The organism is Methylosinus sp. is20ea, from assembly GCF_059718135.1.
Genome location: NZ_AP046088.1, coordinates 2,769,355 through 2,793,289 on the forward strand (window position 1 = coordinate 2,769,355; position 23,935 = coordinate 2,793,289).

Here is a 23,935-nt window from a genome sequence, read left to right on the forward strand (position 1 = left end):
GATTTCGAAATGAACGTCGCCCGCATACTCGCCCGTAAAGGGGCAGAGGTCGTCACCATCGCCCCAGATCGGACATTGCTGCAAGTGGCGGAGGAATTGAACCGCCGCGGCATAGGGGCGCTCGTCGTCGTCGACGCCGATGACGAGGTCGTCGGCCTCATCACCGAGCGCGACATCGTCGGCGCCATCGCCCGATGCGGCGTCGAAGCGCTCTGCGACGCGGTCGCGCGCTTCATGACCGCCGATCCCATGTCGATCGCCGAAGACGACACGCTCGAGCGGACGATGGAGGCGATGACGGTGGAGCGCCGCCGCCATCTGCCGGTGCTGCGCGGCGGGCGTCTCGCCGGTCTCGTCTCGATCGGCGATGTGGTCAAATGCCGGATCGACGAGATCGAGGCCGAGCGTCAGGAGCTGCGCGCCTATATTGCGACCGCCTGACGCGGCGAGCCGTCAGAACTCGAATTTCACGCCGCGACGAAAAGCGCGCGGCGCGGGAGAAATCGCGCCCGTCGATCCGGGCGCGCCTCGTCCTCATGCCGCTCCAAACGCGCGTCTTCGCCGCTCACGGCGTCGCGCCGACGAGCGGGATATGGGCGAAAATATTGGGCAGAGAGCGTTTCGTCGCCTCGTGGCCGAGCTCGATCAATTCCTTGGCGCGGTGGAAGTCGAACATGCCGACCTCCTCATGGCGCGCATGAATCGTGGCGTCGGGCGGATCGCCGGCCATGCGCGAGCGCAAAATGCGATCCTGAATAATGTTGAAGGCGTCGATCATCGAGGCGGCGACATTGGGCGCGGCGCCGGGGCGGCGCTGGAAATAGCGCGGCAGCAGCTGCGCCGCCAGGCCGGGCTCGGAGGCGGCGCCAAAGGGCGCGCCCGCTTCCGCGGCGCCGCCGCCGGCGGCATGGGCGTGATGATCGTGGATCACATGGGAGCGATACATGGTGTCGGCGGTGACATTGACCGCGATCACGAAATCGGCGCCCAGCGCCCGGCAGACGGTGATCGGGATCGGATTGACCAGCGCGCCGTCGAACAGCCAGCGGTCGCCGATGCGAACGGGCTCGAAAATGCCGGGCAGAGCATAGGAGGCGCGCACCGCGGGCGCCAGCGCGCCGCGCTTGAGCCAGACCTCGTGTCCGGTGCCGACCTCGGTGGCGACGGCGGCGAAGGCGACCGGCAGATCCTCGATCAGGAAATCGGCGAGCTCCTTCTCGAGCGCGGCGCGCAGGCGCTCGCCGCCGATGAGGCTCATGCCGGAGAAGGACAAGTCCATGAAAGTGAAGACGCGCCGCTTGGTCAGCCCGCGCGCGAAGGATTCTATCGCGTCCAGCTTGCCGGCGGCGTAGCAGCCGCCGACGACGGCGCCGATCGAGGTGCCCGCGACGACGTCCGGAACGATGCCATGCGCCGCGAGCTCGCGCAGCACGCCGATATGCGACCAGCCGCGCGCCGCGCCGGCGCCCAGCGCCAGGCCGATCTTCGGCCGCGTCTCGGGCTTCTCCCGTTCCGCCGTCACTGTCGGCGGGTCGTCGACAGGAGGCGCGATCACACCGCCGCCGTCGCCTGACCATCTCTCGAACGGATTGCGAAAAAAGGCCGTCATCGAGGCGCTCCTCGTGTTCCTCCCCCAGGCGATTTTTTCTTATATTGGGAGGAAGGCTGCGCGCAGAAAGTAGCCGCCCGGTTAACGGCGCGGGATGCGCGGGGGAGGGGTCGCGGCCTGCCTCAGTCCGCGAAGACGAGACGGCCGGAGCCTGGGTCCAAGCGGCGGTAGAAACAGGATTTTCGCCCCGTGTGGCAAGCTTGGCCGTCGCCGCCCGGCTCGACCGTCAGCAGCAGCGCGTCCTGGTCGCAATCGACCTCGAGCGACACCACTTTCTGCACCTGGCCGGAGGTGTCGCCCTTGCGCCACAGGCTCTGCCGCGAGCGCGACCAATAATGCGCGACCCCGGTCTCGATCGTCTTCGAGAGCGCGAGCTCGTTCATATAGGCGACCATGAGCACGTCCTTGGTCGCCGCCTCGACGGTGATGCAGACGATGAGCCCCTGCGCGTCATAGCGTGGCGCGAAGGCGAGGCCCTCTTCGAGCTCCTTTGTTCGAGCTTCGAGTTCCTGGGCCTTCGCCGGCGGCAAGGCGGACATGGGGCGTTCTCCGGATGTCGTTCGGCTCGGGTTCGGCTCGGGGCGAGGCGGTTCAGTGGGCGCCGCGCAGCAGCGTGTAGAAATGCACCTGCTCGGCCGGATCGTCGCGGAACACGCCCGAGAACTGCACCGTCACCGTCGAGGAGCCGTGTTTCATCACGCCGCGCATCGACATGCACATATGCTCGGCCTCCACCAGCACGGCGACCCCGCGCGGGGTCAGATGCTGATTGATGGCGGTGGCGATCTGCGCCGTCATCGCCTCCTGCGTCTGCAGCCGGCGGGCGTAGACGTCGACGAGGCGCGCGAGCTTGGACAGGCCGACCACCCCGCCGGTCGGATAATAGGCGATATGCGCTTTTCCGACAAAGGGAACGACATGATGCTCGCAATGCGAGAAGAACGGGATGTCGCGCACCAGCACGAGGTCGTCATAACCCTCGACCTCCTCGAAAACGCGGGACAGCTCCCCGCCGGCGTCTTCCTGATAGCCGCGAAAGAACTCCTCATAGGCTTTCACGACACGGCGAGGGGTCTCTTTGAGGCCCTCGCGGTCGGGATTGTCGCCTGCCCAACGCAGCAGCACGCGCACTGCCGCCTCCGCTTCCTCGCGGGTCGGACGTTCGACGGGCGTCTCGGCCGTCTCGGGACGGTCGAGCAAGGACTTAACCACGGCATCCATGTGGCGCCTCCAGATTGACTACGGGCCCGACCACTTCGGGGAAGACGGCCGCTTTCAACGCGGCCTGCGGAATTATATACTCAGTGGAAGGATTCCACGTAACCCCCCGCTAGCAACTTATCGGCCACCATGCTCGATCAAGTCTACAACCAGCGCATCCTGGAGCTCGCCGCGCAGATACCGCGTGTCGGTCGTCTCGCGGCTCCAGGCGCCAGCGCCACCGCCCATTCCAAGCTCTGCGGATCGACCGTGACAGTCGATGTCACCCTATCCGATGGCAAAGTGGCGGATTTCGCACATGAGGTCAAAGCCTGCGCCCTCGGTCAGGCCGCCTCCTCGATCATGGCGCGCAACATTGTCGGCTCCACGCCGCAGGAGTTGCGCGCCCTGCGCGAGACCGTCCGCAAGATGTTGAAGGAGAATGGCGCCCCCCCAGGCGGAAAATGGGAGGAAATCGCCATTCTGGAGCCGGTGCGCGATTTCAAATCGCGTCACGCCTCGACGCTCCTGACCTTCGACGCCGTCGTGGACGCGATCGGCCAGATCGAGAAGCGTCAGGGCTGAGGGAGGGGCGCTCCGGCGCCCCTCGTCCGGCGGCGAGCCCTCGCGGGCGCGACAGCGGCCGAGCCGGCGACGGCTCTGCCGGCGTCGGCGCGCGCGTGGACACGTCCGGCCCTGTCTCTTTCGTGCAGGGCGCCGCGGCCGCATGACGTGGCTTTCCTCCGTCCCGGTCTCGATCTATTGCGATCGGCGGCGCGAGACGATCGCGTCGCTTCTCGCCTTTGCAGAGGGGCGCGCGCCATTCGGCGCCGAGGGCCGCGATGATCATCTCTTCCGCCTGCGACTATCGAAACGCCGCGCGACGAAAGCTGCCGCGATTTCTGTTCGACTATATAGACGGCGGCGCTGGAGCCGAGCAGACTCTCGCCGCCAATAGGACCGATCTTTCGAGCGTGACGCTGCGTCAGCGCGTGATGCAGGGCGTCGCCGATGTCGATCTCTCGACGCAATGGCTCGGCGTCGCGTCGAAGCTGCCCGTGCTGATCGCGCCCATCGGCATGGCGGGCATGTTCGCGCGGCGCGGCGAGGTTCAGGGCGCGCAGGCGGCGGCGAAAAAGGGCGTTCCCTTCATTCTCTCCACCCTCTCGGTCTGCCCGATCGAGGAGGTCGCCGCGGCCAGCGAGCGGCCGATCTGGCTGCAGCTCTATATGCTGAAGGATCGCGGCTTCATGGAGAATATGCTGGCGCGCGCAAAGGCCGCCGGCGTCGAGACGCTGGTCTTCACCGTCGATCTGCCGGCGCTGGGCCTGCGCTATCGCGATGCGCATTCCGGCATGTCCGGCCCCTTCGCCGCGCAGCGGCGTTTGTTGCAGGCGCTGAGCCGGCCCGCCTGGGCTTTCGATGTCGGGCTCATGGGCCGGCCGCATGATCTCGGCAATGTCGCGACCTATCTCGGCGGCGCGATGAAGCAGAAGAATTATCTGCGCGACATCGCCGCCAATGTCGATCCGACGCTCGACTGGTCGACCCTGGAATGGGTGCGCGATCGCTGGCCGGGCCGCATGATCGTCAAGGGCGTGCTGGACGAGGCGGACGCGCGCGACGCGGTGCGTTTCGGCGTCGAGGCGATCGTCGTCTCCAACCATGGCGGCCGCCAGCTCGACGGCGCGCCCTCTGTCGCGTGCATGCTGCCGAGGATCGCCGACGCCGTGGGCGACGATCTGCTGCTCTTCGCCGATTCCGGCGTTCGCTCCGGCCTCGACGTTCTGCGCATGCTGGCGCTGGGCGCCAAGGGCGTGCTGCTGGGCCGCGCCTATGCCTATGCGCTGGCCGCTGCGGGCCGAGCGGGCGTGGAGAACATGCTGGATATTTTCGCGGCGGAGCTGCGGGTGGGGATGATGTTGTGCGGGGTGGGGGAGGTGGGGAAAGTTGGGCGGGGGATTTTGGGGTGGACCGGAGCCTCGACGCCGGCCAGGTGAATGGGGATGATGCGCTTGGGCCGAGGATTTCTGGACGACGCTCACGCACCGATAAATTTACGAATCTTTATAATTGCCAGAAATCCAAAGTCACCGAAGAGAGCGCCGAATAGCCCGCGAATCAATATTCGCGTACGGCCGTTCACCTTGCCGACGTATTTATTCACCTCTTCACGAATTTTTTTCCATGTATCGTTAGCTTCTTTTTCGTTGCCTCCTTTCTTGATCCCCACGAAATACAAATCAGACGATTCCCAATTAGTCCAGGTAGACCATCCAGAAAAGGACTCCTCCAAAGGAAAAGCCTTCAACCAGACTTTATTCGGCAAATTTTGATAGTAATCCCATCCTAATCCGACGGTAAGAGGCGAAGCGTGCGGGTGAGACCTGGCAGTTCCGTGTTCTCGGCGGCCAACGGTGGCGCAAGACATAATAACAAGCCCCGCACCTCTACAAAGACGAGTCATATTTAAGAAAGTTTCTTTCCAATAAGGATTGTGTTCCATGCATTCGCATGAAATCACCACGTCGAAACTATTATCTGGCGCGTCGAAATCCTGCGCTTGGCAAACGATATCGACTCCTTTCCCAGCCTCGACATCAATACCGATATGCTCACAATTACGGAAAAATTGTCGAACAGACCCGTTGATGTCTAGGGCGCCAAATTCAAGAACTTTCTGGTCTCTAAAGAACTCGGGGGCGACGCGGGAAATGCTTTCGATGAATGAGATCTGAGACGGGTGCGACAAAATTCAAACTCCCTTCAGGCTCGGGTCCAGACCCTATAAGCCGAGAGTCGTCGGATGCGCACGGCTCAGATACGAGGATTTCAAAGTTTGGCGGCTCCCGCAATGCGGAGCTTCGCGGAGTGTCGAGAGTAGATGACATGTCCGTCTCACGCGGCAGACGATTGTCCGGTTCGAGGCCGGAGAGATCGGAGGTTGCCGGAGGTTCGAATGGCATTGTCGAGGCCATTGGGCGGTGTCGAGCCAAGGCCAAAAAGCGTTGGGGCGCATCGGCGTCGGCGCGAGAGACGCCGCTACCCCTCGTCCCCCTTTCCCCCTAACCTCCGACCATGACGGACGAGACGATTCGCATCCTCGGCATAGACCCGGGCCTCCGCAACACGGGCTGGGGGATCGTCGAGGCGTCGCGCGGCTCGCGGCTCTCCTTTGTCGCCTGCGGCTCGCTGCATTCGGACTCCGGCGCCTCCATGGGCGAGCGGCTCGCGCAATTGCAGCGCGGCCTCGCGCGCGTCATAGAGGAACTCGCGCCCCATGAGGCGGCGATCGAGGAGACCTTCGTCAATCGCGATCCGCAATCGGCCTTGAAGCTCGGCCAGGCGCGCGGCGTCGCGCTGGCGGCGCCGGCGCTCGCCGGCCTCGAGGTGGAGGAATATGCCGCCAATGTCGTCAAAAAGACCGTCGTCGGCAATGGCCACGCCGACAAGGCGCAAATCGCCATGATGGTGCGCGTGCTGCTGCCCGCGAGCCGGGCCGAGAGCGCCGACGCCGCCGATGCGCTGGCCGTCGCCATCTGCCACGCCCATCATCGCGCCGGCCGCGCCGCCGCGCGCAAGCTCGCTGCGGGGACGCGATGAGCGGGATACTGCGGGGCGCGTTCGGAAGGAGCGGCGGGCTGCGGGGTGACGATTTCCTCATCCTGAGGAGCGGCCGAAGGCTGTGTCTCGAAGGACGAGGAAATCGTCATGCGTCGCCTTCTGGAACTCGCTTTCGTGCCTCGAGACGGTCGCTGCGCGATCTCCTCGGCATGAGCGCGCGGATTCTGGCCGTTCGATGGGGAGTCGTCGGGCTCGCATTCCTCCTGCTCGCCGGCGCGGTGCAGGCGGGGTCGCTCGATGCGCATTCGCCGCTCGGGCGCTATGCGCTGGACGCGGCGAGCTGCAAGGCGAAGGACTATTTCGCGACGCTCGACGAAAAGCGGCTGACGCTGCCGACCTATGGCTGCCAGGGCGTCGATTACGACGAGACGGAGAATAAGGGTGGCCGCGCGCTCTTTGCGGTGAAGGCGCGCGCCTGTTCCGGCGAAGAGGATGCGAAGCCGCATCGCGACGAATTCCAGATGACGCTGGAGAATGGCGCGCTGCAATTCCTCTGGAAGGACGGGACGAAAAGCGCCAAGCTCGTCCGCTGTTCCGCGGGGGCGGGGGCGCGATGATCGGCAAACTGAAGGGCGTCGTCGATTCCTATGGCGAGGATTTCGTCATTCTCGACGTGCATGGCGTCGGCTATGTGGTGAATTGCTCGGCGCGCACATTGCAGAAGCTCGCGCCCGTCGGCGAGGCGGCGGCGCTCGCCATAGAGACGCAGGTGCGCGAGGATTCGATCCGCCTGTTCGGCTTCTCCTCGGACGCCGAGCGCGACTGGTTCCGCCTGTTGCAGAGCGTGCAGGGCGTCGGCGCCAAAGTGGCGCTGGCCATTCTCTCCATTCTCTCTCCCGGCGAGCTGGCCTCGGCCATTGCGGGGCAGGACAAGGCGATGGTGGCGCGCGCCTCGGGCGTCGGGCCCAAGCTCGCGGCGCGCATCGTCGCCGAGCTGAAGGACAAGGCGCCGGCCTTCGCCGGCTTCGATCCCGCCGTCGCGCGGCTCTCCGGCGAGGAGCCGGGGCAGGCGCCGCCGGCCGCGCAGGATGCGATCTCGGCGCTGGTCAATCTCGGCTATGGCCGGCCGCAGGCGGCGGCGGCGGTGGCCAAGAGCCTCGAGGCGATCGGCGAGGGGGCGGACACGGGCGCGCTGATCCGGCGCGGGCTGAAGGAGCTGGCGGGCTAGAGCGTGTTGAGCCGCCCGGTCACTCCCCGCTAATCATGTCCCGCGCTGGCGCTGGAGGGGCGCCGGCGCTGCTCCATTTGACACCCTCGGCCGGTTCTCGCGGCCCAAGGGGGTCAGCTATGTCACGAGCAGATTTGGGCGCGCGTCAGATCGGCGCGCTTTTCGTCGCTTTCTCGGCGCTCGTTTTCTTCACCATCGTCGTGCTGATGGAGCGCGCCTGCGCGGCGCCGCTTCCGGCGCATCGCCTGCCGCTTTTCGCGCAATGCGGGCTCGACCGTCTCGTCCCGGAGCCGGGCGCCGAAAAGCTCGCCGCGCGCGCGACGCGGGAGGGGCGTTCCGCCGCCTTCCAGAGCTTTGCGGCCGCCGCTCGTCCGGTGACGCCGGGGCTGCTCGCTTTCGGCCTGCGCAGGGACGTCTTCCCGGCGGCGCTCTCCGCCGGGGTCGATCCCAAGGCCCGCTATTGTCCCTCGGGCGCGCGGCTCTGAAAGGCCGCGCTCAGGCCGCTTTGCGCTCGAGCTCGCGCAGACAGGCGACGATGGCGCCGATCGAGGCGAAATTGCGGCGGCGGAGCATATGCTCGGGGAATTGGACGCCCAGAGCATCCTCGAGCGCGAGCATGATCCGCACCGCCGCGAAGGAGGTGAGGCCGAGCTCATAGAGGTCGGAATTCGCCGAAAGGTTACGCGCCGGCACAGGCAAGCGCGCATGTTCGTCGATCGCTTGCCGAACGAGGTCAATCACTTTTGCTCTCCGCTCCTTGGATGCGCGCGGGGACGGCCGCCGCCCTCGCTCTCGCAGATCACGATCATTCGACGATAATTTGACTCGATGATCGTGAATCCAATGCAAAGATCGCGTCGGCCGGCTGAATGTGGCGTGAACCGGGCGACCTGTTGTTTTTCAAGGTTAGGAAAGCCTTTCTTTCTCGGTAATTACTTATGGCCCATAGCGTGATCCGCCATTGCCGGAGGCGGCCGGGGCCTCTATGTTCCCCCGCATCGATTTTCGGCCGGCGACTTGGGCGCGCTTCGGAGACGGAGCCGCTGACGACCTCTCCCTAACATCGATCGACCCGGCCCCGCGCAGGCGGGCCATCTCCTCTATGTTCGGAGAGACGAATGGCGACTGGAACGGTTAAGTGGTTCAACGCCCAGAAGGGTTATGGCTTCATCCAGCCCGACGGCGACGACAAGGACGTGTTCGTCCATATCAGCGCTGTGGAGCGCGCCGGCCTGCGCGATCTGCGCGAAGGCCAGAAGGTGAGCTTCGAGATCGCTCAGGACCGCCGCACCGGCAAGTCCTCCGCGGACCAGCTCAAGGCGCTCTGAGGCGCGCAGCCGAGAGGGTCGCCGCGCCCCGGCGACCCTTTTCGTCGTTCTTGTCTTTCGGCCCGCGCGTGCGCTACAGTCGCGCTCATGCGCCTCGCGCCTTCGTCCCAATCTATCGCCGCCGTGCTCGCGGCCGCGCTTCTCGCCGCTCCCGGCGCGCTCGCCGCAGGGGCCGAGGCTCCCTTCTCCGAACGGCAATATCTCGACATTCCCGGCATAGGACGCGTGCCGATCCCCTTGCCGCCCGGCGCGCGCGTGTTCTCGCCGCAGCGCCGCTCCGCGCCTGTCGAGCCAGAGCTCGCGCCCGAGCGGGCGCCGCAGATCGCGCGCGACTCGCTCGAGGATCTCATCCGCCGCCTCACCCTCGCCGAGAATGAGGAGGAAGAGAGCGCGCTCGCCCAGGCGATCGGCCGGCTGTGGGCGCGATCGGGCTCGCCGACGGCCGATCTGCTGCTGCGCCGGGCGATGGCGGCCACGAGCCTCGGCGCCGACAGTCTCGCGCTCGATCTCTTCGACCGCATCGTCACGCTCGAGCCCACATGGGCCGAGGCGCTGGTCGGCCGCGCCAATGTCCGTATCACGCTCGGCGATCTCGACGGCGCCGAGCACGATCTCGACTCTGCGCTGCGGCTGGAGCCGCGCCGTTTCGACGCGCTCGGAACGCTGGGCGCGGTGAGGGAGCGCATCGGCGCGCCGGCGCGCGCGCTGGAGGCCTACCGCCGCGCCCGCGTGCTCGATCCGCGTCGCGAGGAGTGGCGGAAGGCGGAGGAACGCCTGCGATTGGAAGTCGAAGGCCGCGACATCTGAGCTCGGCGCGCGTTCTCTCGCCGAGCCGCGATGTGAGCGAGACGAGGAGCGAGCGATATGGCGCAAGATGGATTTTCGCATCACGAAGCTCTGAGCGCGGAAGCGCTCGCCCAGCTTTTCACAGAGGCGCGCACGCATAATGGCTGGGCGGATCGGGAGGTCCCGGACGCGCTGCTCCAGCAGGCGGTGCGGCTCGCGCTCTGGGGGCCGACCAGCGCCAATTGCCTGCCGGCGCGCTTCGTCTTCATCCGTTCGGCGGCGGCCAAGGCGCGGCTCGCGCCGGCGCTGGCGCCGGGCAATCTCGACAAGACGCTCGCCGCGCCGGCGACGGCGATCGTCGCCCATGACACGCAATTCTACGAGCATCTGCCGCGACTCTATCCGGCGACCGACGCGCGCGCCTGGTTCGTCGGCAACGCCCCGCTGATCGAGACGACGGCGTTTCGCAACGGCACGCTGCAGGGCGCCTATTTGCTGCTGGCGCTGCGCGCGGTGGGGCTCGACGCCGGGCCGATGAGCGGCTTCGACAATGCGAAGGTCGACGACGAGTTCTTCCCCGGCGGGACGACAAAATCGAATTTCCTGATCAACATCGGCTTTGGCGATCCGACGAAACTCTATCCGAGGGGTCCGCGTTTCGCTTTCGAGGAAATCGCCTCGATCCTCTGACTCGATCCGCTCGTGGCATGCGCCAGATGAATTGACGTGTCTCGAAAAGCGAGTCTCTAAGGCTCGCGGTCCAAGCGCGCCCCTGGACCGCGAGCCATCAGGCTCGCTATTCGAAGCCCTTCAGTTCCGATGAAGCAGACCACTCGTGTCTTTCCGTGTTTCATTGAGACACCGAAAGACTCTCGGCTCTGGTTTCGACGCGTTTCCAGCCGAACCGGCGTCCACGTCGGCTGGAAACGCTGTAAAGAGAGGAAACGCCATGGCTTCGCTGCTTCCGCCGGGCCGCGCGCAGGCGCTGCTCGGCCTCGCGCGCATTCTCGTCGCCCTGCTGTTCCTGCAGCACGGAACCGCCAAGCTCTTCGGCTTTCCGCATGTCGCAATGTTCGACGGGCTGAAGCTCGTCTCGCTGCTCGGCCTCGCGGGGGCGATCGAGATCCTCGGCGGCCTGCTGCTGCTCCTCGGCCTCTTCACCCGACCGACGGCGATCGTCCTCGCGGCGGAAATGGTCGTGGCCTATGTCGTCGGCCATGCCGCCCGCGGCGCGCTGCCGATCCACAATGGCGGCGAGCTGGCGCTCGTCTATGCCGTCGTCTTCCTGCTTTTCGCGCTCGCCGGCCCCGGCCGCTTCGCCCTCGATCGTCCTTTTCGCGAGAGGGCTTGACAGCCTCACCATAGATTCTCGAATCCTGTGTCATTTCTGCAACAGAAAAGTAATTATGTGACAAATATATTTCAAACTACCTTAGTGTTTATTTGAGGCTTTAGTATAGAATACCCTGAAATATTGTGAGCCGCTACTTGCCGCTCTGGCGCAGAACTAGGCAGAATCCGCCACTGGCGCTCTCGCCACTATTTGATCACAACTCACCCTTAGCGCGGGTCTACTCGATAGCGTCGTCCGAGCTCGGTCGACGGTCGGGAGCGAAACGACTGGGGGATGGCGCATTGAAAAAATGGATCATCGGAGCGGCGGTTTTTGCAGGTTCGACAGCGGCGGCGGCGGGCCAATCCTGGGTGGGGAAGGCCTCCTACTACGGCTATCACGGCCGGACTGCGAGCGGAGGCCATGTGGGGATGCTGACGGCGGCCCATCGTAGCCTTCCTTTCGGCTCACAGGCGCGCGTGACCAATCTCGGCAATGGCCGTTCTGTGGTCGTCACGATCAATGATCGCGGACCTTTCGTGCGCGGCAGGGTGATCGACGTCTCGGTCCACGCCGCTCAGAGCCTCGGCTTCCGGTCGGCGGGCGTCGCCCGGGTGAAGGTGGAGCGGGTGAGCGCGAGCGATTAGAGCGTTTCCAGCCGAAGTAGCGTTCACTTCGGCTGGAAACGCTCGAGAGCGCTGCGTCAGATGATTTGACGTGTCTCGAGAAGCGCTTCAGTTCCGATGAGGCAGCCCCCTCGTGGCGAGGCGGAGCCGAGGCCCCGGCGCAAGCATGAGCTTTAGTAAATACGGATTTCTCAATTGGCCGCAAACACAGGAGTTTGGCTTAGGCAAATGTTAAATCGCCGCGCTTATAGAGGAATGGTCGAGTGAGAGTATGCGAGTAACAAAATGACCGAGACGCATCGTCCGCGTGTCAAATATGTCATCGGACCCGATGGCAGCCCCTTGACCGTCGCGGATCTGCCGCCGCCCACGACAAAGCGCTGGGTGATCCGCCGTAAAGCCGAAGTGGTCGCGGCGGTGCGTGGCGGGCTTCTCTCCCTGGAGGAGGCTTGCAACCGCTACACGCTGACGGTGGACGAATTTCTGAGCTGGCAGATGTCGATCGACCAGCATGGTCTCGCCGGATTGCGGACGACCCGCCTGCAGCAATATCGCATGTGAATTCGGCGCCGTCCTAGAGTCTTTCCGTGTTTCATTGAAACACGGAAAGACTCTAGGCTTTTGTTTTGACGCGTTTCCAACGCCGAACCGGTGTCCACTTCGGCTGGAAACGCTCTAAGGTCGCGCCGCAGAAGAACGCAGAGCCGGTTCGCCTTCGGGCGGCCGGCTCTTTCTTTTTCAGCTCTCCGCGCCGCCGCCGCGGCTGCGCAGCGTCTCGGCGAGGCGTCCGCGCTCGAACAGCAGCACGACCACGAGCGCGAATAGCAACGGCACGATGAGATAGAGCAGGCGGAACACCAGCAGCGCCGTCAGCACCTTGAGCCGCGGCACATCCGGCATGGCCTTGATGAAGATGAGCTCGAACACGCCGAGCCCGCCCGGCGCATGGGAGACGAGCGCCGCCGAGAAGGACAGGAGGAAAGTGCCGAGCACGACGATAAACGGCGTGCCGCTGCCCTCCGGCAGAGCGAAATAGATGATGCCGGCGGCGCCGATCAGTTCCAGAGGCGCCGCGAACATCTGCCGTATCATGACCTCGGGCCGCGGATACATCACATGCAGCTTGCCGAGATTGATCGGCTTGAAGTGCATCAGCGAGCCGACGACATAGAGCGCCACTGCCCCGAGGCAGGTGAGGCCGATCGTCAGCGCCGTATGCTCATTGGTCAGCGCATCCGGCAGCATTCCGGAGAGGCGGCTGAGCAGGCTCGGCTGATAGGTGAGCAGAAGCCCCGCGAGCAGCACCGTGCCCAGGCCGAAAGTGTAAGAGCACAGCACCACGAGTACAGCCACCTGGCCGGCGGTGAGGCCCTTGGTGGAATAGGCCCGATAGCGCACCACCGCGCCGGAGAAGACCGAGGCGCCGATATTGTGGGAGAGCGCGTAAGTGGTGAAGGAGCAGAGCGAGATGAACATCCAGGAGATATGCTTCACGCCGAGGTGGAGCAGGGCGATCCGATCGTACCAGGCGAGCGCCGCATATGCGAGCAGAGAGCAGAAGCCGGCGGCGATCCAATGGGTGACCGGAATGGCCTGTAGATCGGCCCAGACCTCTTCGCCGACCGATTCCCCGCGAAATTCTCCATAGAGAAGATAGAAAGAGGCGATCACCGCCACCAGCCCGACGAGAGGCCAGACATATTCCAAAATTTTTTTCATGGGACGCTGCGGTTTCGGCGCTCCCGGTGCGGAACGCGCGCTCTCACTGGCATGGCCACGGCGGGACCGCAAGCCTGAAAGCCGGCTTCGGCTTGTCCGCCGCGCGGGCGCTGCTAAGCTAGGCGCCGCAATTTCATCGGGCGAGCGGCGGGGGCGGACAGGGCCGGCTTTTCGCCTCCTCGGTCTATCGGGACCGGCGCTTCTCATCCCGTCGCCGAGATCGCGACGCGACTGGCGCGTGGCGAAGCGCCGGCCGCGCGCAGGCGTCCCAGCGTCGGCTTATGGCTGCGGCTCTACGGCTCGCGCTTCTGTTATTTTCTGGCCTGAACGCTGAAAGAAGCGTCAGGCCCGCCGCTCGGCGATGAGATCGATGACGCGGTCGCCGCCACGGTCGCGGGCTTCCTGGCCCTGCGCCTTGCTCAGCTCCTCGCCCGCATCCTTCAAATGCGCCTCGGCCTCGACCAGCTGATCCTTCAGATCGGCGACCGAGCGCAGGAGATTGTCGCGGCGCGTGCGCGCGGCCTGAGCATAGGTCGGATAGGCGAAATGATTGGGGTCGCTGATATTGGCCCGCTGTTCCTCATGGGCGATCTCGCGATCGAGGTCGCCCGTCATGCGGGTGAATTCGGCGATCATCGTCTGAAGCTGCGCCACACGGCGCCGGCATTCTTCGGCGTGAAAACGTTTCAGCCGAACCACGGCATCTCGCGACTTCATGACACTATACTCCGGCACTAGTTACTTACGACGCATGCGAACTCGGTCGCTTCATCCGCGAGACGACCGGAAATATGGCGCAAGGAGGTTGCTCGAGTGTTACTGACCCTGGAATTCTCGGTCCCAAACAAAAAAGCGCCGTAATTTCAATCATTCCGCTCGGCTCTCGGCGACGGCGCCCTATATGGGCGCGCGCGGGCTCGCGCCCGTTCCTGATGACATTCCTGGCGATTGGAGGAGGCGGAGATGAGACGAGCCTATGCAGTCATTGCGGCGGCCGGGGTCGCCGCGCTTTTGTCAGCGGCGCCGACGGGGGCCGATCAGGTGGGGACGCATAAGGTCCTTCTGCCGGGCGATACTCCCTTCGTGGCCGCGCCGGCGTCGCTGCCGGGCGGGGCGGAGGCGGCGGTCCTCTACGGCGATCCCGCGAAGGACGGGCTCTTCGTGATGCGGCTGAAGGCGCCCAAGGGCTATCGCATTCCGCCGCACACCCATCCCAAGGCGGAGGTGGTGTCGATCGTCGCCGGGCGGATGCGGCTCGGCCTCGGCCCGGCCGCCGATCGGGCCAGCGTCGAGGAGCTTCCCGTGGGCGCTTTCTCGATCATGCCGCCGGGCGTCGCGCATTACGCCTTCTTCGACGAGGAGACGGTGCTCCAGATCGACGCCATGGGGCCGTGGAGCATCGACTACGTCAGTCCGAAGGACGACCCACGCAATCAGGTCGCGCCGGCGCAAAGGTGAGGCGGTTGTTTCCCTTGGCCGAAAGCGTATGATTGTTGCGAGAGCATCGAAATATGGCTGAAGAACCCGACAATGTCGTCCTGGTCTATTTGCGTCTTCTGAACGAGCGGTTCGATGCGCTCCACGAGGACAATCGGGAGATCAAGACGCGGTTGGGAATCCTCGAGCAGCAGGGCGCAACCTTGTCGAGCCGCATCGACCGCATCGAATTTCGCCTCGACCGGATCGAGAAGCGCCTCGATCTCGTCGAAGTCTGACGCCGCTCACGCCGGCTGCTCGTCCAGCGCCTTCTCCTTGCGCTCCGCCCCGCCGAGGCGGCGATAGACGAAAGGCGGGGCCGGCAGCAGCGACTCGTTTTGGCCCAGCGCGGCGAATTCCTCGTGATGGGCCGAGCGATGGCAGGCCGGATCGGTCGCCGCCGCGTCGCCGGTGACGGCCAGCGCCTGGCAGCGGCAGCCGCCATAATCGACGCCGCGCTTGTCGCAGCTGCGGCAGGGCTCCTGCATCCATTCCTCGCCTCGGAAGGCGTTGAAGGCGGCGCCATTGCGCCAAATGTCGCCGAGCGGGCGTTGGCGCACATTGTCGAAGGAAAGGCCCGGCAGAGTTTGCGCGGCGTGGCAGGGCAGGGCCTTGCCGGAGGGCGTCACCACCATGATGCTGCGGCCCCAGCCGCCCGTGCAGGCCTTGGGGCGCGAGGCGTAGTGATCGTGGATCACGAAGTCGAAATTGAGCACGCCCTGCAGGCGCTTCTTCGCCTCTTCCACGATCCCGACCGTCGCGAGGAATTTCTCGCGCGTCGGGATCAGCGCGGCGCGGTTCACTTCCGCCCAGGCGTAATATTGAATATGCGCCACCTCGAGCCGCTGCGCGCCGACCTCCACCGCGAAATCGATGATCCGCGGCAGATGGTCGATGTTCTGGCGATGGATCGGCGCATTGATTGTGAGCCCGAGGCCCAATTCCCGGGCCCAGCGCGCGACGTCGCGCTTCTTGGCGACGCCGCCCTCATAGCCGGAAATATGGTCCGAGCTTTCGGGGACCACATCCTGCACCGAGACCTGCACATGATCGAGGCCGATCTCGGCGAGATGCGCCAAACGCTCGCGCGTCAGCAGCACGGCCGAGGTCACGAGATTGGTGTAGAGGCCGGCGTCGACGGCGTGAGCGAGAATCTCCTCGAGATCGCGGCGAAGGGTCGGCTCGCCGCCGGAGAGATGCAATTGCAGCGCGCCGATGGAGGCGGCCTGACGGAACACGTCGCCCCATTCGCCGGAGGTCAGCTCCGTATTGGCGCGCTCCAGATCGAGCGGATTGGAGCAATAGGGGCATTGCAGCGGACAGCGATGCGTCAGCTCGGCGAGCAGTCCCGCCGGGCCGCGCTCGAAGGGGGCATAGGATTTCGCCGTCTGCGAGAGGGGAGGCGGCGAAAAAGCGTCCGGCCCGTCGCGCAGCAGGCGCTTGTCGGCGAGGCCTTGCAGCAGCTCGAGCACATCCGTCTGGATCACCTCGACGGGCGCCGAATAGGTCTGCGCGAGACGCTGCGAAATCTCGGAGACGCTAGCGACGCCGTCGACATGGCCGAGCACGGCGAGGCTGATGGCGTCCAGCTCATAGGCGCGTTCGGGCGCGAGGATCACCTTGCGCTGCCGCACGACATCCTCGTGCAGGCGCGAATAGCGCGTGAAGGCCGGGCGAGCGTCGGCGGTTATCAGGTAGCGGGTGCGGACGTCGGTCATGGCGTTCCCTTTGCGCGTCCTTTTAACATATTCGCAGCGACCATCACATCATCCCGTCTGGAGCGTGACGGCGGAGAGCCGCGAGGAAAAAGGCTTCGGCCCGTTCGATCGCCTCGCGCTCGATCCGGCGTTCCGTCGGTCGCAGCGTGTTTCGAGCGGAGGCGAATTCCGCGTCGATAAATGCCGCGAGTGCGGGGTCGACCGGGCCGGTTCCCATCTCGCTCGATCGCGACTTCTCCGCGAGCAGAGCCTCCACAATGGCAGTGACCTCGGCCGGCGGATCGCATTGCGCCATCAGCTCTTGGAATTGCATCGGCGCGATCCGCTCATTCGGATACAGGCGCAGCCAGCGGAGCGCCGCCGCCGGGCGCAGAGCGTAAAACAGCTTCTTGCGGCGCACATTCTTGTCGTCGCTGAAATAGGTGCGACGATGGCGTTCGCCGAGGTGCAGGTAATGATAGGCGATGCGCTCGCGATCGACTGTCTCGCGCGCGAGCACCAGAAACGCATCGGCGAATTCCCGATCGCGGCGATAGTCGATCGGCGAGGTGAGCCATTCGATGACGACGGCGTTCCCCTTGAGCAGAAGTTGCAGGGACTTTCCGAGATCCCATCCGTTCACGTCGAAAATTTCGTCGAGAGGCGTTTCGATCACATCGCGCTTGCGCCAAGGCGATAGATAATCCGCCGAGCGACGAATATAGATGAAACGGCAATCATAATCGCTGTCGGGAGAGGGAAAGCCCCAAGCCCGGCTGCCGCTCTCCACGGCCAAGGGAATAGCGACTCGTTCGGCGATTTGGAGATCGTCGAGCCGCTTCTGAATTTTTTCGACTATCGCGGGGTCCAACTGGATATTTCGTCATGTCTGAGGCGTGAAAGCGCCGGGCGGGATGAGGCCGGTCACATAGGCCTGATAGAGCGCGTCGAGCTGCGCCCATAGCACGTCGCATTTGAAGCGCACGGCGCCGACGCAGGCTTCCTGCTCCGCCCGCGTATAGGCGTGCTGGAGAATATACGATAATGCGAAATCGCTGTCGCGCGGCGCCTGGGCGAGGCGGCGCTTGAAATAGGCCATCACGGAATCGTCGACGAAATCGTAATTCTCGAGCATTCCGGCGATGCGCTCGCGATGGATCGCCGGTGCGAACAGCTCCGTCAGCGATGACGCCACCGCTATGACGAGCGGCTGCTCGACGACGAAGCGCACATAGGCCTCGACAGCGAATTTGGTCGCCGGCAGCGCGCCCTTGCGCGAGGTGACATAATCGCGCGAGAGGCCGAGCCCGTCGGTGAGCACGAGCCAGCGCTCTATGCCGCCGCCTTCCTCGCCCAATCCATCGTGATCGTGAATGCGGTGAATCCATTCGCGCCGCAATTCGCGGTCGTGGACGCGGCTCATGAAGGCGGCGTCCTTGCGCGGCACCGCCTCCTGATAGCAATAGCGGTTGAGCGCCCAGGCCTGCACCTGGCCTTTGCTCAGTCTGCCGCCATGCAGCATCTTATGGAAGGGATGCTTGTCGTGATAGCGCTCCTCACCCACGGCGCGGATCGCGGCTTCGAAAGCTTCTTTCGACAAGGGCGGCGCATCGTGCCACTCGGCCGTCGAGAAGTCGTTCATAGCGTCACCTCCATGCCGTCCGCGCCGATCTCCCATCCGGCCGCATTCACGATTTCGCGCTCCTTGGAGGAGGCGTCGAGCGTCGGATTGGAGTTGTTGATGTGCACATAGATCTTGCGCGCCACGGAAAGGCTCTCGAACGCTTTCATCGAGCCGTCCTCGCCGCTCATATTCACATGGCCCATGCGCGAGCCGGTCTTGCCGAGCAATCCCTGCTCGATCATCTCATTTTCATGGAACAAAGTTCCATCGAAGAAGACGAGGCTCGCGCCGCGCAGACGCTCCTTCAGCGGCTCGTCGATCTTGGCGCAGCCGGGAATATAGAAGCAGCTCTTGCCGGTCGCCGTTTCTATGATCTCGACGCCGAGCGTGTCGCCGACCCGCGTGCCGAAATCGGCGGCGCTCTTGTCCTCGAGCCAGAGCGCGATCTTGCCATGCACCGGAAACGCCTTCACCGCGAGGCCGAGATCGACGCCGGCGCCATGCAGAGGGATCGCCTCGTCGAAGGGAAATTCGACGCGCGTCACCAATTCGGGGACCAGAATATCGAAGATACGATTGCCGGCGAGCACATTCAAAATGCGCCCGGACGAATAGATCGAGAAAGCCTGCGCCTCGCGCAGATTGAGGAGGCCGGCGACATGGTCGACGTCGCCATTGGTCAGCACGACGGATTTGATCGGGCTCGCGCGCAATCCGTCATGCGGGCCGGGCGAGAGCTGCGGCGCATGCGCGATCTGCTGGCGCAGATCCGGCGAGGCGTTCAGCAGCACGAAATCGACGCCATTGGCGCTGACGGCGAGCGAGGATTGCGTGCGCGGCGAGAAGCCGGGCCTGCCCTCGCGCACGGCGCGGCAATTGGCGCAATTGCAGTTCCATTGCGGGAAGCCGCCGCCGGCGCCCGATCCGAGTATTTTGATGAACATGACGCGATCCGCGACGGCGCCGTTTTTTAAAGGCGCAGTCTCTCCTCTCGAGCCGACGTTCTAGAGCGAAACCGCCTCTCTTCGAAGCGCTGTTTCGCTCCCCTCCCGATTTTGCCGCTTTTTCCCGCGGCGCATGGCCCCGGACGGCTTGATTTCGCGGGCACTATGTCGGCGCGCGCGGCGGCGCGCAAGCGCCACTTTGTCGCGCCGCTCGTGCTGGTCCGTCACGCCGGCTGCGTTTTCTCGGCCGCTTTCTCCGTCTCCTGCCGCTCCAGCTCTTTGTAGCGTCGGACGCCGAAGGGGATGGCGGCGAGATAGGCGAGGCTCGCCAGCACCAAAGTCTCCATCGGATAGATGGCGAGCAACAGCGCCGTCACGCCGACGCAGAACAGCACGAGAATGACATATTCACGCGGAATGCGGCCGATGCGCTTGCCGGAGAAATGCGGAATGCGACTCGCCATCAGAAAAGCGATTCCCAGCACATAGACGATGAACAGCGGCACCAGCGCCTTGGAGCCGGGCAGGTCGACGACCGAGAGATTGAGATAGAGCGGCAGCAGAACCGCGACCGCGCCGGCCGGCGCCGGCATGCCGACGAAGAAATCCGAATGCCAGGCGGGCCGGCCGGGCTCGTCCACGGTGACGTTGAAGCGGGCGAGGCGCAGCGCGCAGGCGATGGCGAAGACGAGCGCCGCGAACCAGCCCAATCCTTTGATCTCGTGCAGCGACCAGAGATAGAGCAGAAGCGCCGGCGCGACGCCGAAATCGACGAAATCGGCGAGCGAGTCGAGCTCTGCGCCAAAGCGCGACGTGCCTTTGAGCGCACGGGCGAGGCGCCCGTCGAGCCCGTCCAGCACGGCGGCGGCGATGACGGCGGTGACGGCCGTGTCGAACTTGCCTTCGGTGGCGTAGCGTATGGCGGTGAGACCCATGGACAGCGCCAGCAGCGTGACCAGATTGGGCAGCACCACGCGGATCGGAATGTTGCGGAAGCGCAGGCGGCGCCGTTCGGAGGCGGACAATTGCGCGTCGCGGCCCTCGGGGCCGCCGTCGAAGGAAAAAGGTTCGTTCATCGGAAGGCCTCTCTCGCGGCGACGGTTCAGCCGGCCTTGAAGCTCAGCGGGGCGGCGGTGGAGTTCACATCCGCCAGAATGGTCTCGCCCGCTATGGCGCGCGAGCCCACCGCTATGCGGGGCTTGGCCCCCGTCGGCATATAGACGTCGACGCGCGAGCCGAAACGGATGAGGCCGAAACGGTCGCCGACGCCGATCGGCTCGCCATCCTGCACGAAGCAGACGATGCGCCGCGCCACGAGGCCGGCGATCTGCACCACGCCATAGCGGCCCGACGGCGCGTCGATGACGATGCCATTGCGCTCATTGTCCTCGCTCGCCTTGTCGAGATCGGCGTTGAGGAAGATGCCGGGCTTATAGGCGACTTTGCTGATGCGGCCGGTGATGGGCGCGCGGTTCACATGCACGTCGAAGACGCTCATGAAGATGGAGACGCGTTGCATCGGCTCCGCGCCGAGGCCGAGCTCGGCCGGCGGCAGGAAGAAGCCGATGGAGCAGACGATTCCGTCGGCCGGCGACACCACGAGCCCCTCGCGCAAGGGCGTGAGCCGCTGCGGGTCGCGGAAGAAATAGATGCACCAGCCCGTGGCGATGAAGCCGACCCAGCCGAGAGTCGAGGATATCCAATGCAGCAGCAGGGCGGCGATGGCGAAGGCGGCGATGAAAATATAGCCTTCCGGATGGATGGGGACGAGCGATTTGCGGACCGATTCGAGGATCGACATGGATGAGGGGCTCCGAATGCGGCCCGTCGCCGCAGGCGGGGCGAGTTTTGACATTTCGCGGCGCGAAAGTCACGCGGGCGGCGCGTCGAAGCGCTTGCCTGGGCGCCCGATTCACGACAGATAAGCGCGGTCGACGCCCAATGAGGCCGACAGCCCCTCGGGGAGGAAACATGAAAGACAATATTCGCAACGGAACGGCTCTGGCCATAGCGGCTATCTCTCTCGCGCTCGCCGGCGCGGCGACGGGCGCCCTGGCGGCGACGCCCGGCAAGGTGCAATGCGTCGGCGCCAATGGCTGCAAGGGCAAGAGCGACTGCCACAGCCCCAAGAACGCCTGCAAAGGCATGAACGCCTGCCAGGGCAAGGGCTGGGTGTTCGTGGAGTCCGAGGACGCCTGCAAGGCGGCCGGCGGCAAGACGCTGAACTGATCGACCGCCTCTCGCAATAATTTCCGGCAAAAGCGATGCGCGCCTGTCCCTCCGGGATGGGCCGCATTCGCGCATCTCGAGATCGCATCGAGGCCGTCGAAACGGCCGGCCGGCTCGCCCTTTTCTGCCGAGCGAAGGCGCGATATCTCTATCTAATAAGTATGATTTCAGCAAGGCGGCGCAGCTGAGTGATTGCCAAGTTCGAGCTTAAAATATATTATTTCTACAGATTTAATATATATAAATGGTTGTGATATGACGAAAGCCTCACAGAAACAAAGTGTTATGGCGATAGGCGTCGGAGCTTTGACGCTGCAGGCCTGCGCGGCGCTGGCGGCGCCGCAGGGCGGGGCCGGCGAGGCGACCGTGCAGGATGTCGTCGTGCAAGCGGAGCATGATCGGGTGGAGGCGCAAAAGACGCCGCAGACGATCGTGCGCTTCGACGAGAAGAAATTGCGCGACCTCAGCATCACCAATACGCGCGATCTTTCCGGCTATGTCCCCGGACTGACGCAGTTCCGCACGGGCGTCACGACGTCCAACTCCAATTATTTCTTTCGCGGGATCGGCGAATATGATCCGCAGGGACAGCCCTCTGTCGGCGTCTATCTCGATGACGCCTATTTCCCGCGCCTTCTCGGCTCGCGCATCGAGCTGCTCGATGTGGAGCGCATAGACGCGCGTCCGGGGCCGCAGGACACGTCTTCGCCGCATAATGCGGAAGCCGGCGTCGTTCAGATCGTCACGCGCAAGCCGGACAATAAAAAGCGCGTCGAGGCGGAAGCAGGCTACGGCAATTACAACGAATGGAAGGTCGGCGCGCTGGTGAGCGGGCCGATCATCGCGGACGAGCTTTTCGGGAGTCTCTCCTACAGCCATCGGGCGCGCGACGGCGTCACGCGCAATCTGCTGCGCAACGCCGACGTCAACAATGTCAATCTGAGCAATGCGCTCGCCAAGCTGCGCTGGACGCCGATCCAGCCGCTCGAGGTGCTGCTCGCCTTCGACGGCGAGTTCGACGACGGCCAGGCGAAATCCTACAATAATCTCGCCATTCCCGGAAACACGTCGAGCACGGCCTATTATCCGCTCTATCCGCTGAATCACTTCCAGCAATATGGCGGAGCGCTGACGATCAGCTATCAGCTCGACGCCAATCTGCAGCTGAAGTCGATCACCCAGGCGCGCCGCTTCGAGCAGGTCGCGCTCTATGACAACACCAGCGATCTGTGGGCCCGCAGCTCCAACTGGCTCCATTATTGGGATCGCAATTACACTCAGGAATTTCGCGTCATCGGCGACTACGACCGCCTCGATTTCAAAGGCGGCGTCTATCTCAATCGCGACGAATGGTTCTCCGGCCGACGCGCCAACGCATTCGGAACAGTGACGAGCTTTTTCGCCACTCCGCAGGTTCCGACGACCTTCCAGCCGAATTGGCAGGAGCTGTGGCAATACACCAACACTTACGCCGTCTATGGCGAAGCGAATTATCGGCTCACCGACGAATTGAAGCTCACGCTCGGCGGCCGCTATAATTACGAGAAGCAGTGGAACAATAATTACAATTACTCGCTGGTGAATGGGCAGACGACCTCGTCGCTGCTCGGCGGCGGCTTCACCTCCACCGATTGGCTCGCGGCCTTCTACAATCCGCGCGGCGTGCTCAATTGGAGCGTCCAGAACAGCGCGTCATGGGGAACGGGCTCTCCCAAAGCCGTCCTCTCCTATCAGGCGACGCCGGAAGTTCTCGCTTATGCCTCATTCTCGCAGGGCCATAAGGACGGCGGCTTCGACTTTCGCGCGCAGGGACCGACGATCGCCTCTGTGACGCAGGCGAGCGTTCCCTATAAGCCGGAGACGCTGACGACCTATGAATTCGGCGTGAAGTCCTCCTGGCTCGATCAGCGTCTCGCGGTCGCGATCTCGGCCTTTTGGAACGATTTCCGCAATGTGCAGGCGACGGCGATCGATCCGGTCACCAATAGCTCGCATCGTTTCAGCGCTGGCCATGGCCGCTCCAGGGGCGTCGAAGGGCAGGCGACCTTCACGCCCATCGAGGAATGGGAGATCGGCGCGACCGGCTCCTATCTCGAGGCCGTGCTCGATTATTACGCGGGAACGACGACATGGGCGGTCTGGGCCAATTCGCCATTCGGCCCCAACGCCGTCGTTCCGACCGCCGCGCATTCCGGCTCGCGTCTGCCCTATTCGCCGAAATTCCAGGGCAGCCTCTACACCAATTATCGCGTGCCGCTCGATGTTCCGGGCGTGTGGAAGATCGGCGGCTCCGTGCAGGCGCAGACGTCGCTGTACACCGACATCATCAATAATCCTTTCGTGAAGATACCGCCGCAGACATTCGCCAATCTACAGACGAGCTACACGACCGCCGACGGTCATTGGACCTTCCAGCTCGCGGTCAAGAATCTCTTCGATCGGCGCTATCCGCAGAGCTACACCTATCAGGCGATCTCGTCCGGGCGTCCGGGCGCCGGCCTGCCGGCCTATTGGACCGTCAACTATAATGATCCGCGCTCGATCTTCGCCTCGGTCCGTTACGTCTGGTGAC

30 protein-coding genes are annotated in these 23,935 nt (G+C 64.4%); 17 read left to right on the plus strand and 13 right to left on the minus strand.

Annotated elements, in window-relative coordinates:
- The first annotated feature begins 9 nt into the window (after positions 1–9).
- Positions 10–441, plus strand: a complete 432-nt coding sequence (locus AC6IY7_RS12920; RefSeq protein WP_497779622.1) for a CBS domain-containing protein — start codon at positions 10–12, stop codon at positions 439–441.
- 124 nt (positions 442–565) lie between these two features.
- On the opposite strand, the gene AC6IY7_RS12925 is transcribed toward AC6IY7_RS12920, so the two are convergent.
- From AC6IY7_RS12925 to folE, 3 genes are all read right to left on the minus strand, one after another.
- Positions 566–1,609, minus strand: a complete 1,044-nt coding sequence (locus tag AC6IY7_RS12925) for a patatin-like phospholipase family protein (protein ID WP_497779624.1) — start codon at positions 1,607–1,609, stop codon at positions 566–568.
- Positions 1,610–1,731: 122 nt separating this feature from the next.
- Positions 1,732–2,148 (minus strand): phosphoribosyl-AMP cyclohydrolase, encoded by a 417-nt coding sequence (gene hisI / locus AC6IY7_RS12930; protein WP_497779626.1) that lies wholly within the window; start codon positions 2,146–2,148, stop codon positions 1,732–1,734.
- Between the two features lie 52 nt (positions 2,149–2,200).
- A complete protein-coding gene (gene folE, locus AC6IY7_RS12935) occupies positions 2,201–2,830 on the minus strand; it encodes a GTP cyclohydrolase I FolE (protein ID WP_497779627.1) in 630 nt (209 codons plus the stop codon).
- 129 nt (positions 2,831–2,959) lie between these two features.
- On the opposite strand from folE, the gene AC6IY7_RS12940 reads away from it, so the two are divergent.
- Positions 2,960–3,394, plus strand: coding sequence for an iron-sulfur cluster assembly scaffold protein (locus tag AC6IY7_RS12940; protein ID WP_497779629.1), 435 nt, complete (start codon positions 2,960–2,962; stop codon positions 3,392–3,394).
- 257 nt (positions 3,395–3,651) lie between these two features.
- Entirely contained in the window at positions 3,652–4,809 is a 1,158-nt protein-coding gene (gene lldD, locus AC6IY7_RS12945; protein WP_497779631.1) for an FMN-dependent L-lactate dehydrogenase LldD, read from the plus strand.
- A 41-nt stretch (positions 4,810–4,850) separates the two neighbouring features.
- Here the strand turns inward: lldD and AC6IY7_RS12950 are convergent, their stop codons facing one another.
- Positions 4,851–5,561 carry a class I SAM-dependent methyltransferase gene (locus AC6IY7_RS12950; protein WP_497779632.1) on the minus strand — a complete coding sequence of 237 codons (711 nt, stop codon included), beginning with the start codon at positions 5,559–5,561 and terminating at the stop codon, positions 4,851–4,853.
- A gap of 326 nt (positions 5,562–5,887) precedes the next feature.
- Between AC6IY7_RS12950 and ruvC the strand changes: the two genes are divergently transcribed.
- From ruvC to AC6IY7_RS12970, 4 genes are all read left to right on the plus strand, one after another.
- Entirely contained in the window at positions 5,888–6,412 is a 525-nt protein-coding gene (gene ruvC, locus AC6IY7_RS12955) for a crossover junction endodeoxyribonuclease RuvC (protein WP_497779634.1), read from the plus strand.
- 170 nt (positions 6,413–6,582) lie between these two features.
- Positions 6,583–6,990, plus strand: coding sequence for a hypothetical protein (locus tag AC6IY7_RS12960; RefSeq protein ID WP_497779636.1), 408 nt, complete (start codon positions 6,583–6,585; stop codon positions 6,988–6,990).
- Positions 6,987–7,601, plus strand: coding sequence for a Holliday junction branch migration protein RuvA (gene ruvA / locus AC6IY7_RS12965; protein WP_497779638.1), 615 nt, complete (start codon positions 6,987–6,989; stop codon positions 7,599–7,601). Before AC6IY7_RS12960 ends, ruvA begins: the two co-directional genes overlap by 4 nt.
- A gap of 119 nt (positions 7,602–7,720) precedes the next feature.
- Positions 7,721–8,086 carry a hypothetical protein gene (locus tag AC6IY7_RS12970; protein ID WP_497779639.1) on the plus strand — a complete coding sequence of 122 codons (366 nt, stop codon included), beginning with the start codon at positions 7,721–7,723 and terminating at the stop codon, positions 8,084–8,086.
- A gap of 10 nt (positions 8,087–8,096) precedes the next feature.
- Here the strand turns inward: AC6IY7_RS12970 and AC6IY7_RS12975 are convergent, their stop codons facing one another.
- Positions 8,097–8,342 carry an acyl carrier protein gene (locus tag AC6IY7_RS12975; RefSeq protein ID WP_497779640.1) on the minus strand — a complete coding sequence of 82 codons (246 nt, stop codon included), beginning with the start codon at positions 8,340–8,342 and terminating at the stop codon, positions 8,097–8,099.
- A gap of 377 nt (positions 8,343–8,719) precedes the next feature.
- Between AC6IY7_RS12975 and AC6IY7_RS12980 the strand changes: the two genes are divergently transcribed.
- From AC6IY7_RS12980 to sciP, 6 genes are all read left to right on the plus strand, one after another.
- Positions 8,720–8,929, plus strand: a complete 210-nt coding sequence (locus AC6IY7_RS12980; RefSeq protein ID WP_018264633.1) for a cold-shock protein — start codon at positions 8,720–8,722, stop codon at positions 8,927–8,929.
- 87 nt (positions 8,930–9,016) lie between these two features.
- Positions 9,017–9,736: a hypothetical protein gene (locus AC6IY7_RS12985; protein ID WP_497779642.1), complete on the plus strand. Its 720-nt coding sequence runs from the start codon at positions 9,017–9,019 to the stop codon at positions 9,734–9,736.
- Positions 9,737–9,793: 57 nt separating this feature from the next.
- Positions 9,794–10,405 (plus strand): malonic semialdehyde reductase, encoded by a 612-nt coding sequence (locus tag AC6IY7_RS12990; RefSeq protein ID WP_497779643.1) that lies wholly within the window; start codon positions 9,794–9,796, stop codon positions 10,403–10,405.
- Positions 10,406–10,664: 259 nt separating this feature from the next.
- Positions 10,665–11,066, plus strand: coding sequence for a DoxX family protein (locus AC6IY7_RS12995; protein WP_497779645.1), 402 nt, complete (start codon positions 10,665–10,667; stop codon positions 11,064–11,066).
- A gap of 284 nt (positions 11,067–11,350) precedes the next feature.
- Entirely contained in the window at positions 11,351–11,695 is a 345-nt protein-coding gene (locus AC6IY7_RS13000) for a septal ring lytic transglycosylase RlpA family protein (RefSeq protein WP_497779646.1), read from the plus strand.
- A 264-nt stretch (positions 11,696–11,959) separates the two neighbouring features.
- Positions 11,960–12,235 carry a CtrA inhibitor SciP gene (sciP, locus tag AC6IY7_RS13005; RefSeq protein ID WP_159725907.1) on the plus strand — a complete coding sequence of 92 codons (276 nt, stop codon included), beginning with the start codon at positions 11,960–11,962 and terminating at the stop codon, positions 12,233–12,235.
- Between the two features lie 177 nt (positions 12,236–12,412).
- Here the strand turns inward: sciP and AC6IY7_RS13010 are convergent, their stop codons facing one another.
- Positions 12,413–13,393 (minus strand): UPF0104 family protein, encoded by a 981-nt coding sequence (locus AC6IY7_RS13010; protein ID WP_497779649.1) that lies wholly within the window; start codon positions 13,391–13,393, stop codon positions 12,413–12,415.
- 342 nt (positions 13,394–13,735) lie between these two features.
- Positions 13,736–14,110 carry a flagellar export protein FliJ gene (locus AC6IY7_RS13015; RefSeq protein WP_497779651.1) on the minus strand — a complete coding sequence of 125 codons (375 nt, stop codon included), beginning with the start codon at positions 14,108–14,110 and terminating at the stop codon, positions 13,736–13,738.
- A 246-nt stretch (positions 14,111–14,356) separates the two neighbouring features.
- Between AC6IY7_RS13015 and AC6IY7_RS13020 the strand changes: the two genes are divergently transcribed.
- Complete coding sequence (locus AC6IY7_RS13020) at positions 14,357–14,851, plus strand: cupin domain-containing protein (RefSeq protein WP_497779653.1); 495 nt, start codon at positions 14,357–14,359, stop codon at positions 14,849–14,851.
- Between the two features lie 53 nt (positions 14,852–14,904).
- Complete coding sequence (locus AC6IY7_RS13025) at positions 14,905–15,108, plus strand: hypothetical protein (protein ID WP_497779654.1); 204 nt, start codon at positions 14,905–14,907, stop codon at positions 15,106–15,108.
- Positions 15,109–15,114: 6 nt separating this feature from the next.
- Here the strand turns inward: AC6IY7_RS13025 and pqqE are convergent, their stop codons facing one another.
- The 6 genes from pqqE to AC6IY7_RS13055 form a co-directional block, all read right to left on the minus strand.
- A complete protein-coding gene (gene pqqE, locus AC6IY7_RS13030) occupies positions 15,115–16,587 on the minus strand; it encodes a pyrroloquinoline quinone biosynthesis protein PqqE (RefSeq protein WP_497779656.1) in 1,473 nt (490 codons plus the stop codon).
- Between the two features lie 43 nt (positions 16,588–16,630).
- Complete coding sequence (locus tag AC6IY7_RS13035) at positions 16,631–17,437, minus strand: nucleotidyltransferase domain-containing protein (protein ID WP_497779657.1); 807 nt, start codon at positions 17,435–17,437, stop codon at positions 16,631–16,633.
- Between the two features lie 12 nt (positions 17,438–17,449).
- A complete protein-coding gene (gene pqqC, locus AC6IY7_RS13040) occupies positions 17,450–18,208 on the minus strand; it encodes a pyrroloquinoline-quinone synthase PqqC (RefSeq protein WP_497779659.1) in 759 nt (252 codons plus the stop codon).
- A complete protein-coding gene (gene pqqB / locus AC6IY7_RS13045; protein ID WP_497779660.1) occupies positions 18,205–19,134 on the minus strand; it encodes a pyrroloquinoline quinone biosynthesis protein PqqB in 930 nt (309 codons plus the stop codon). The genes pqqC and pqqB overlap by 4 nt, the downstream gene beginning before the upstream one ends.
- A 224-nt stretch (positions 19,135–19,358) precedes the next feature.
- The gene (pssA, locus tag AC6IY7_RS13050; protein WP_497779662.1) at positions 19,359–20,210 is read right to left on the minus strand and encodes a CDP-diacylglycerol--serine O-phosphatidyltransferase; all 852 of its coding nucleotides are present in this window, start codon (positions 20,208–20,210) and stop codon (positions 19,359–19,361) included.
- A 26-nt stretch (positions 20,211–20,236) separates the two neighbouring features.
- Positions 20,237–20,935, minus strand: a complete 699-nt coding sequence (locus AC6IY7_RS13055; RefSeq protein WP_497779664.1) for a phosphatidylserine decarboxylase — start codon at positions 20,933–20,935, stop codon at positions 20,237–20,239.
- A gap of 170 nt (positions 20,936–21,105) precedes the next feature.
- Here AC6IY7_RS13055 and bufA2 point away from each other — a divergent pair, with 170 nt between their 5' ends.
- Entirely contained in the window at positions 21,106–21,363 is a 258-nt protein-coding gene (gene bufA2, locus AC6IY7_RS13060) for a BufA2 family periplasmic bufferin-type metallophore (protein ID WP_497779665.1), read from the plus strand.
- Positions 21,364–21,648: 285 nt separating this feature from the next.
- A complete protein-coding gene (locus tag AC6IY7_RS13065) occupies positions 21,649–23,934 on the plus strand; it encodes a TonB-dependent receptor (protein WP_497779667.1) in 2,286 nt (761 codons plus the stop codon).
- Position 23,935 lies beyond the last annotated feature (1 nt).

What these genes read in the sequence shown, in the direction of transcription:
- bufA2 (WP_497779665.1), top strand. Translation starts at nt 21,106, where the DNA reads ATGAAAGACAATATTCGCAACGGAACGGCTCTGGCCATAGCGGCTATC.
- AC6IY7_RS13015 (WP_497779651.1), bottom strand. Translation starts at nt 14,110, where the DNA reads ATGAAGTCGCGAGATGCCGTGGTTCGGCTGAAACGTTTTCACGCCGAA.
- pqqE (WP_497779656.1), bottom strand. Translation starts at nt 16,587, where the DNA reads ATGACCGACGTCCGCACCCGCTACCTGATAACCGCCGACGCTCGCCCG.
- lldD (WP_497779631.1), top strand. Translation starts at nt 3,652, where the DNA reads ATGATCATCTCTTCCGCCTGCGACTATCGAAACGCCGCGCGACGAAAG.
- AC6IY7_RS12925 (WP_497779624.1), bottom strand. Translation starts at nt 1,609, where the DNA reads ATGACGGCCTTTTTTCGCAATCCGTTCGAGAGATGGTCAGGCGACGGC.
- AC6IY7_RS12980 (WP_018264633.1), top strand. Translation starts at nt 8,720, where the DNA reads ATGGCGACTGGAACGGTTAAGTGGTTCAACGCCCAGAAGGGTTATGGC.
- ruvC (WP_497779634.1), top strand. Translation starts at nt 5,888, where the DNA reads ATGACGGACGAGACGATTCGCATCCTCGGCATAGACCCGGGCCTCCGC.
- pqqC (WP_497779659.1), bottom strand. Translation starts at nt 18,208, where the DNA reads ATGAACGACTTCTCGACGGCCGAGTGGCACGATGCGCCGCCCTTGTCG.
- folE (WP_497779627.1), bottom strand. Translation starts at nt 2,830, where the DNA reads ATGGATGCCGTGGTTAAGTCCTTGCTCGACCGTCCCGAGACGGCCGAG.
- AC6IY7_RS12970 (WP_497779639.1), top strand. Translation starts at nt 7,721, where the DNA reads ATGTCACGAGCAGATTTGGGCGCGCGTCAGATCGGCGCGCTTTTCGTC.
- AC6IY7_RS12920 (WP_497779622.1), top strand. Translation starts at nt 10, where the DNA reads ATGAACGTCGCCCGCATACTCGCCCGTAAAGGGGCAGAGGTCGTCACC.
- AC6IY7_RS13025 (WP_497779654.1), top strand. Translation starts at nt 14,905, where the DNA reads ATGGCTGAAGAACCCGACAATGTCGTCCTGGTCTATTTGCGTCTTCTG.
- AC6IY7_RS13020 (WP_497779653.1), top strand. Translation starts at nt 14,357, where the DNA reads ATGAGACGAGCCTATGCAGTCATTGCGGCGGCCGGGGTCGCCGCGCTT.
- ruvA (WP_497779638.1), top strand. Translation starts at nt 6,987, where the DNA reads ATGATCGGCAAACTGAAGGGCGTCGTCGATTCCTATGGCGAGGATTTC.
- hisI (WP_497779626.1), bottom strand. Translation starts at nt 2,148, where the DNA reads ATGTCCGCCTTGCCGCCGGCGAAGGCCCAGGAACTCGAAGCTCGAACA.
- AC6IY7_RS12940 (WP_497779629.1), top strand. Translation starts at nt 2,960, where the DNA reads ATGCTCGATCAAGTCTACAACCAGCGCATCCTGGAGCTCGCCGCGCAG.
- AC6IY7_RS13010 (WP_497779649.1), bottom strand. Translation starts at nt 13,393, where the DNA reads ATGAAAAAAATTTTGGAATATGTCTGGCCTCTCGTCGGGCTGGTGGCG.
- AC6IY7_RS12985 (WP_497779642.1), top strand. Translation starts at nt 9,017, where the DNA reads ATGCGCCTCGCGCCTTCGTCCCAATCTATCGCCGCCGTGCTCGCGGCC.
- AC6IY7_RS12990 (WP_497779643.1), top strand. Translation starts at nt 9,794, where the DNA reads ATGGCGCAAGATGGATTTTCGCATCACGAAGCTCTGAGCGCGGAAGCG.
- AC6IY7_RS12960 (WP_497779636.1), top strand. Translation starts at nt 6,583, where the DNA reads ATGAGCGCGCGGATTCTGGCCGTTCGATGGGGAGTCGTCGGGCTCGCA.
- pssA (WP_497779662.1), bottom strand. Translation starts at nt 20,210, where the DNA reads ATGAACGAACCTTTTTCCTTCGACGGCGGCCCCGAGGGCCGCGACGCG.
- sciP (WP_159725907.1), top strand. Translation starts at nt 11,960, where the DNA reads ATGACCGAGACGCATCGTCCGCGTGTCAAATATGTCATCGGACCCGAT.
- AC6IY7_RS13055 (WP_497779664.1), bottom strand. Translation starts at nt 20,935, where the DNA reads ATGTCGATCCTCGAATCGGTCCGCAAATCGCTCGTCCCCATCCATCCG.
- AC6IY7_RS12995 (WP_497779645.1), top strand. Translation starts at nt 10,665, where the DNA reads ATGGCTTCGCTGCTTCCGCCGGGCCGCGCGCAGGCGCTGCTCGGCCTC.
- AC6IY7_RS13065 (WP_497779667.1), top strand. Translation starts at nt 21,649, where the DNA reads ATGGCGATAGGCGTCGGAGCTTTGACGCTGCAGGCCTGCGCGGCGCTG.
- pqqB (WP_497779660.1), bottom strand. Translation starts at nt 19,134, where the DNA reads ATGTTCATCAAAATACTCGGATCGGGCGCCGGCGGCGGCTTCCCGCAA.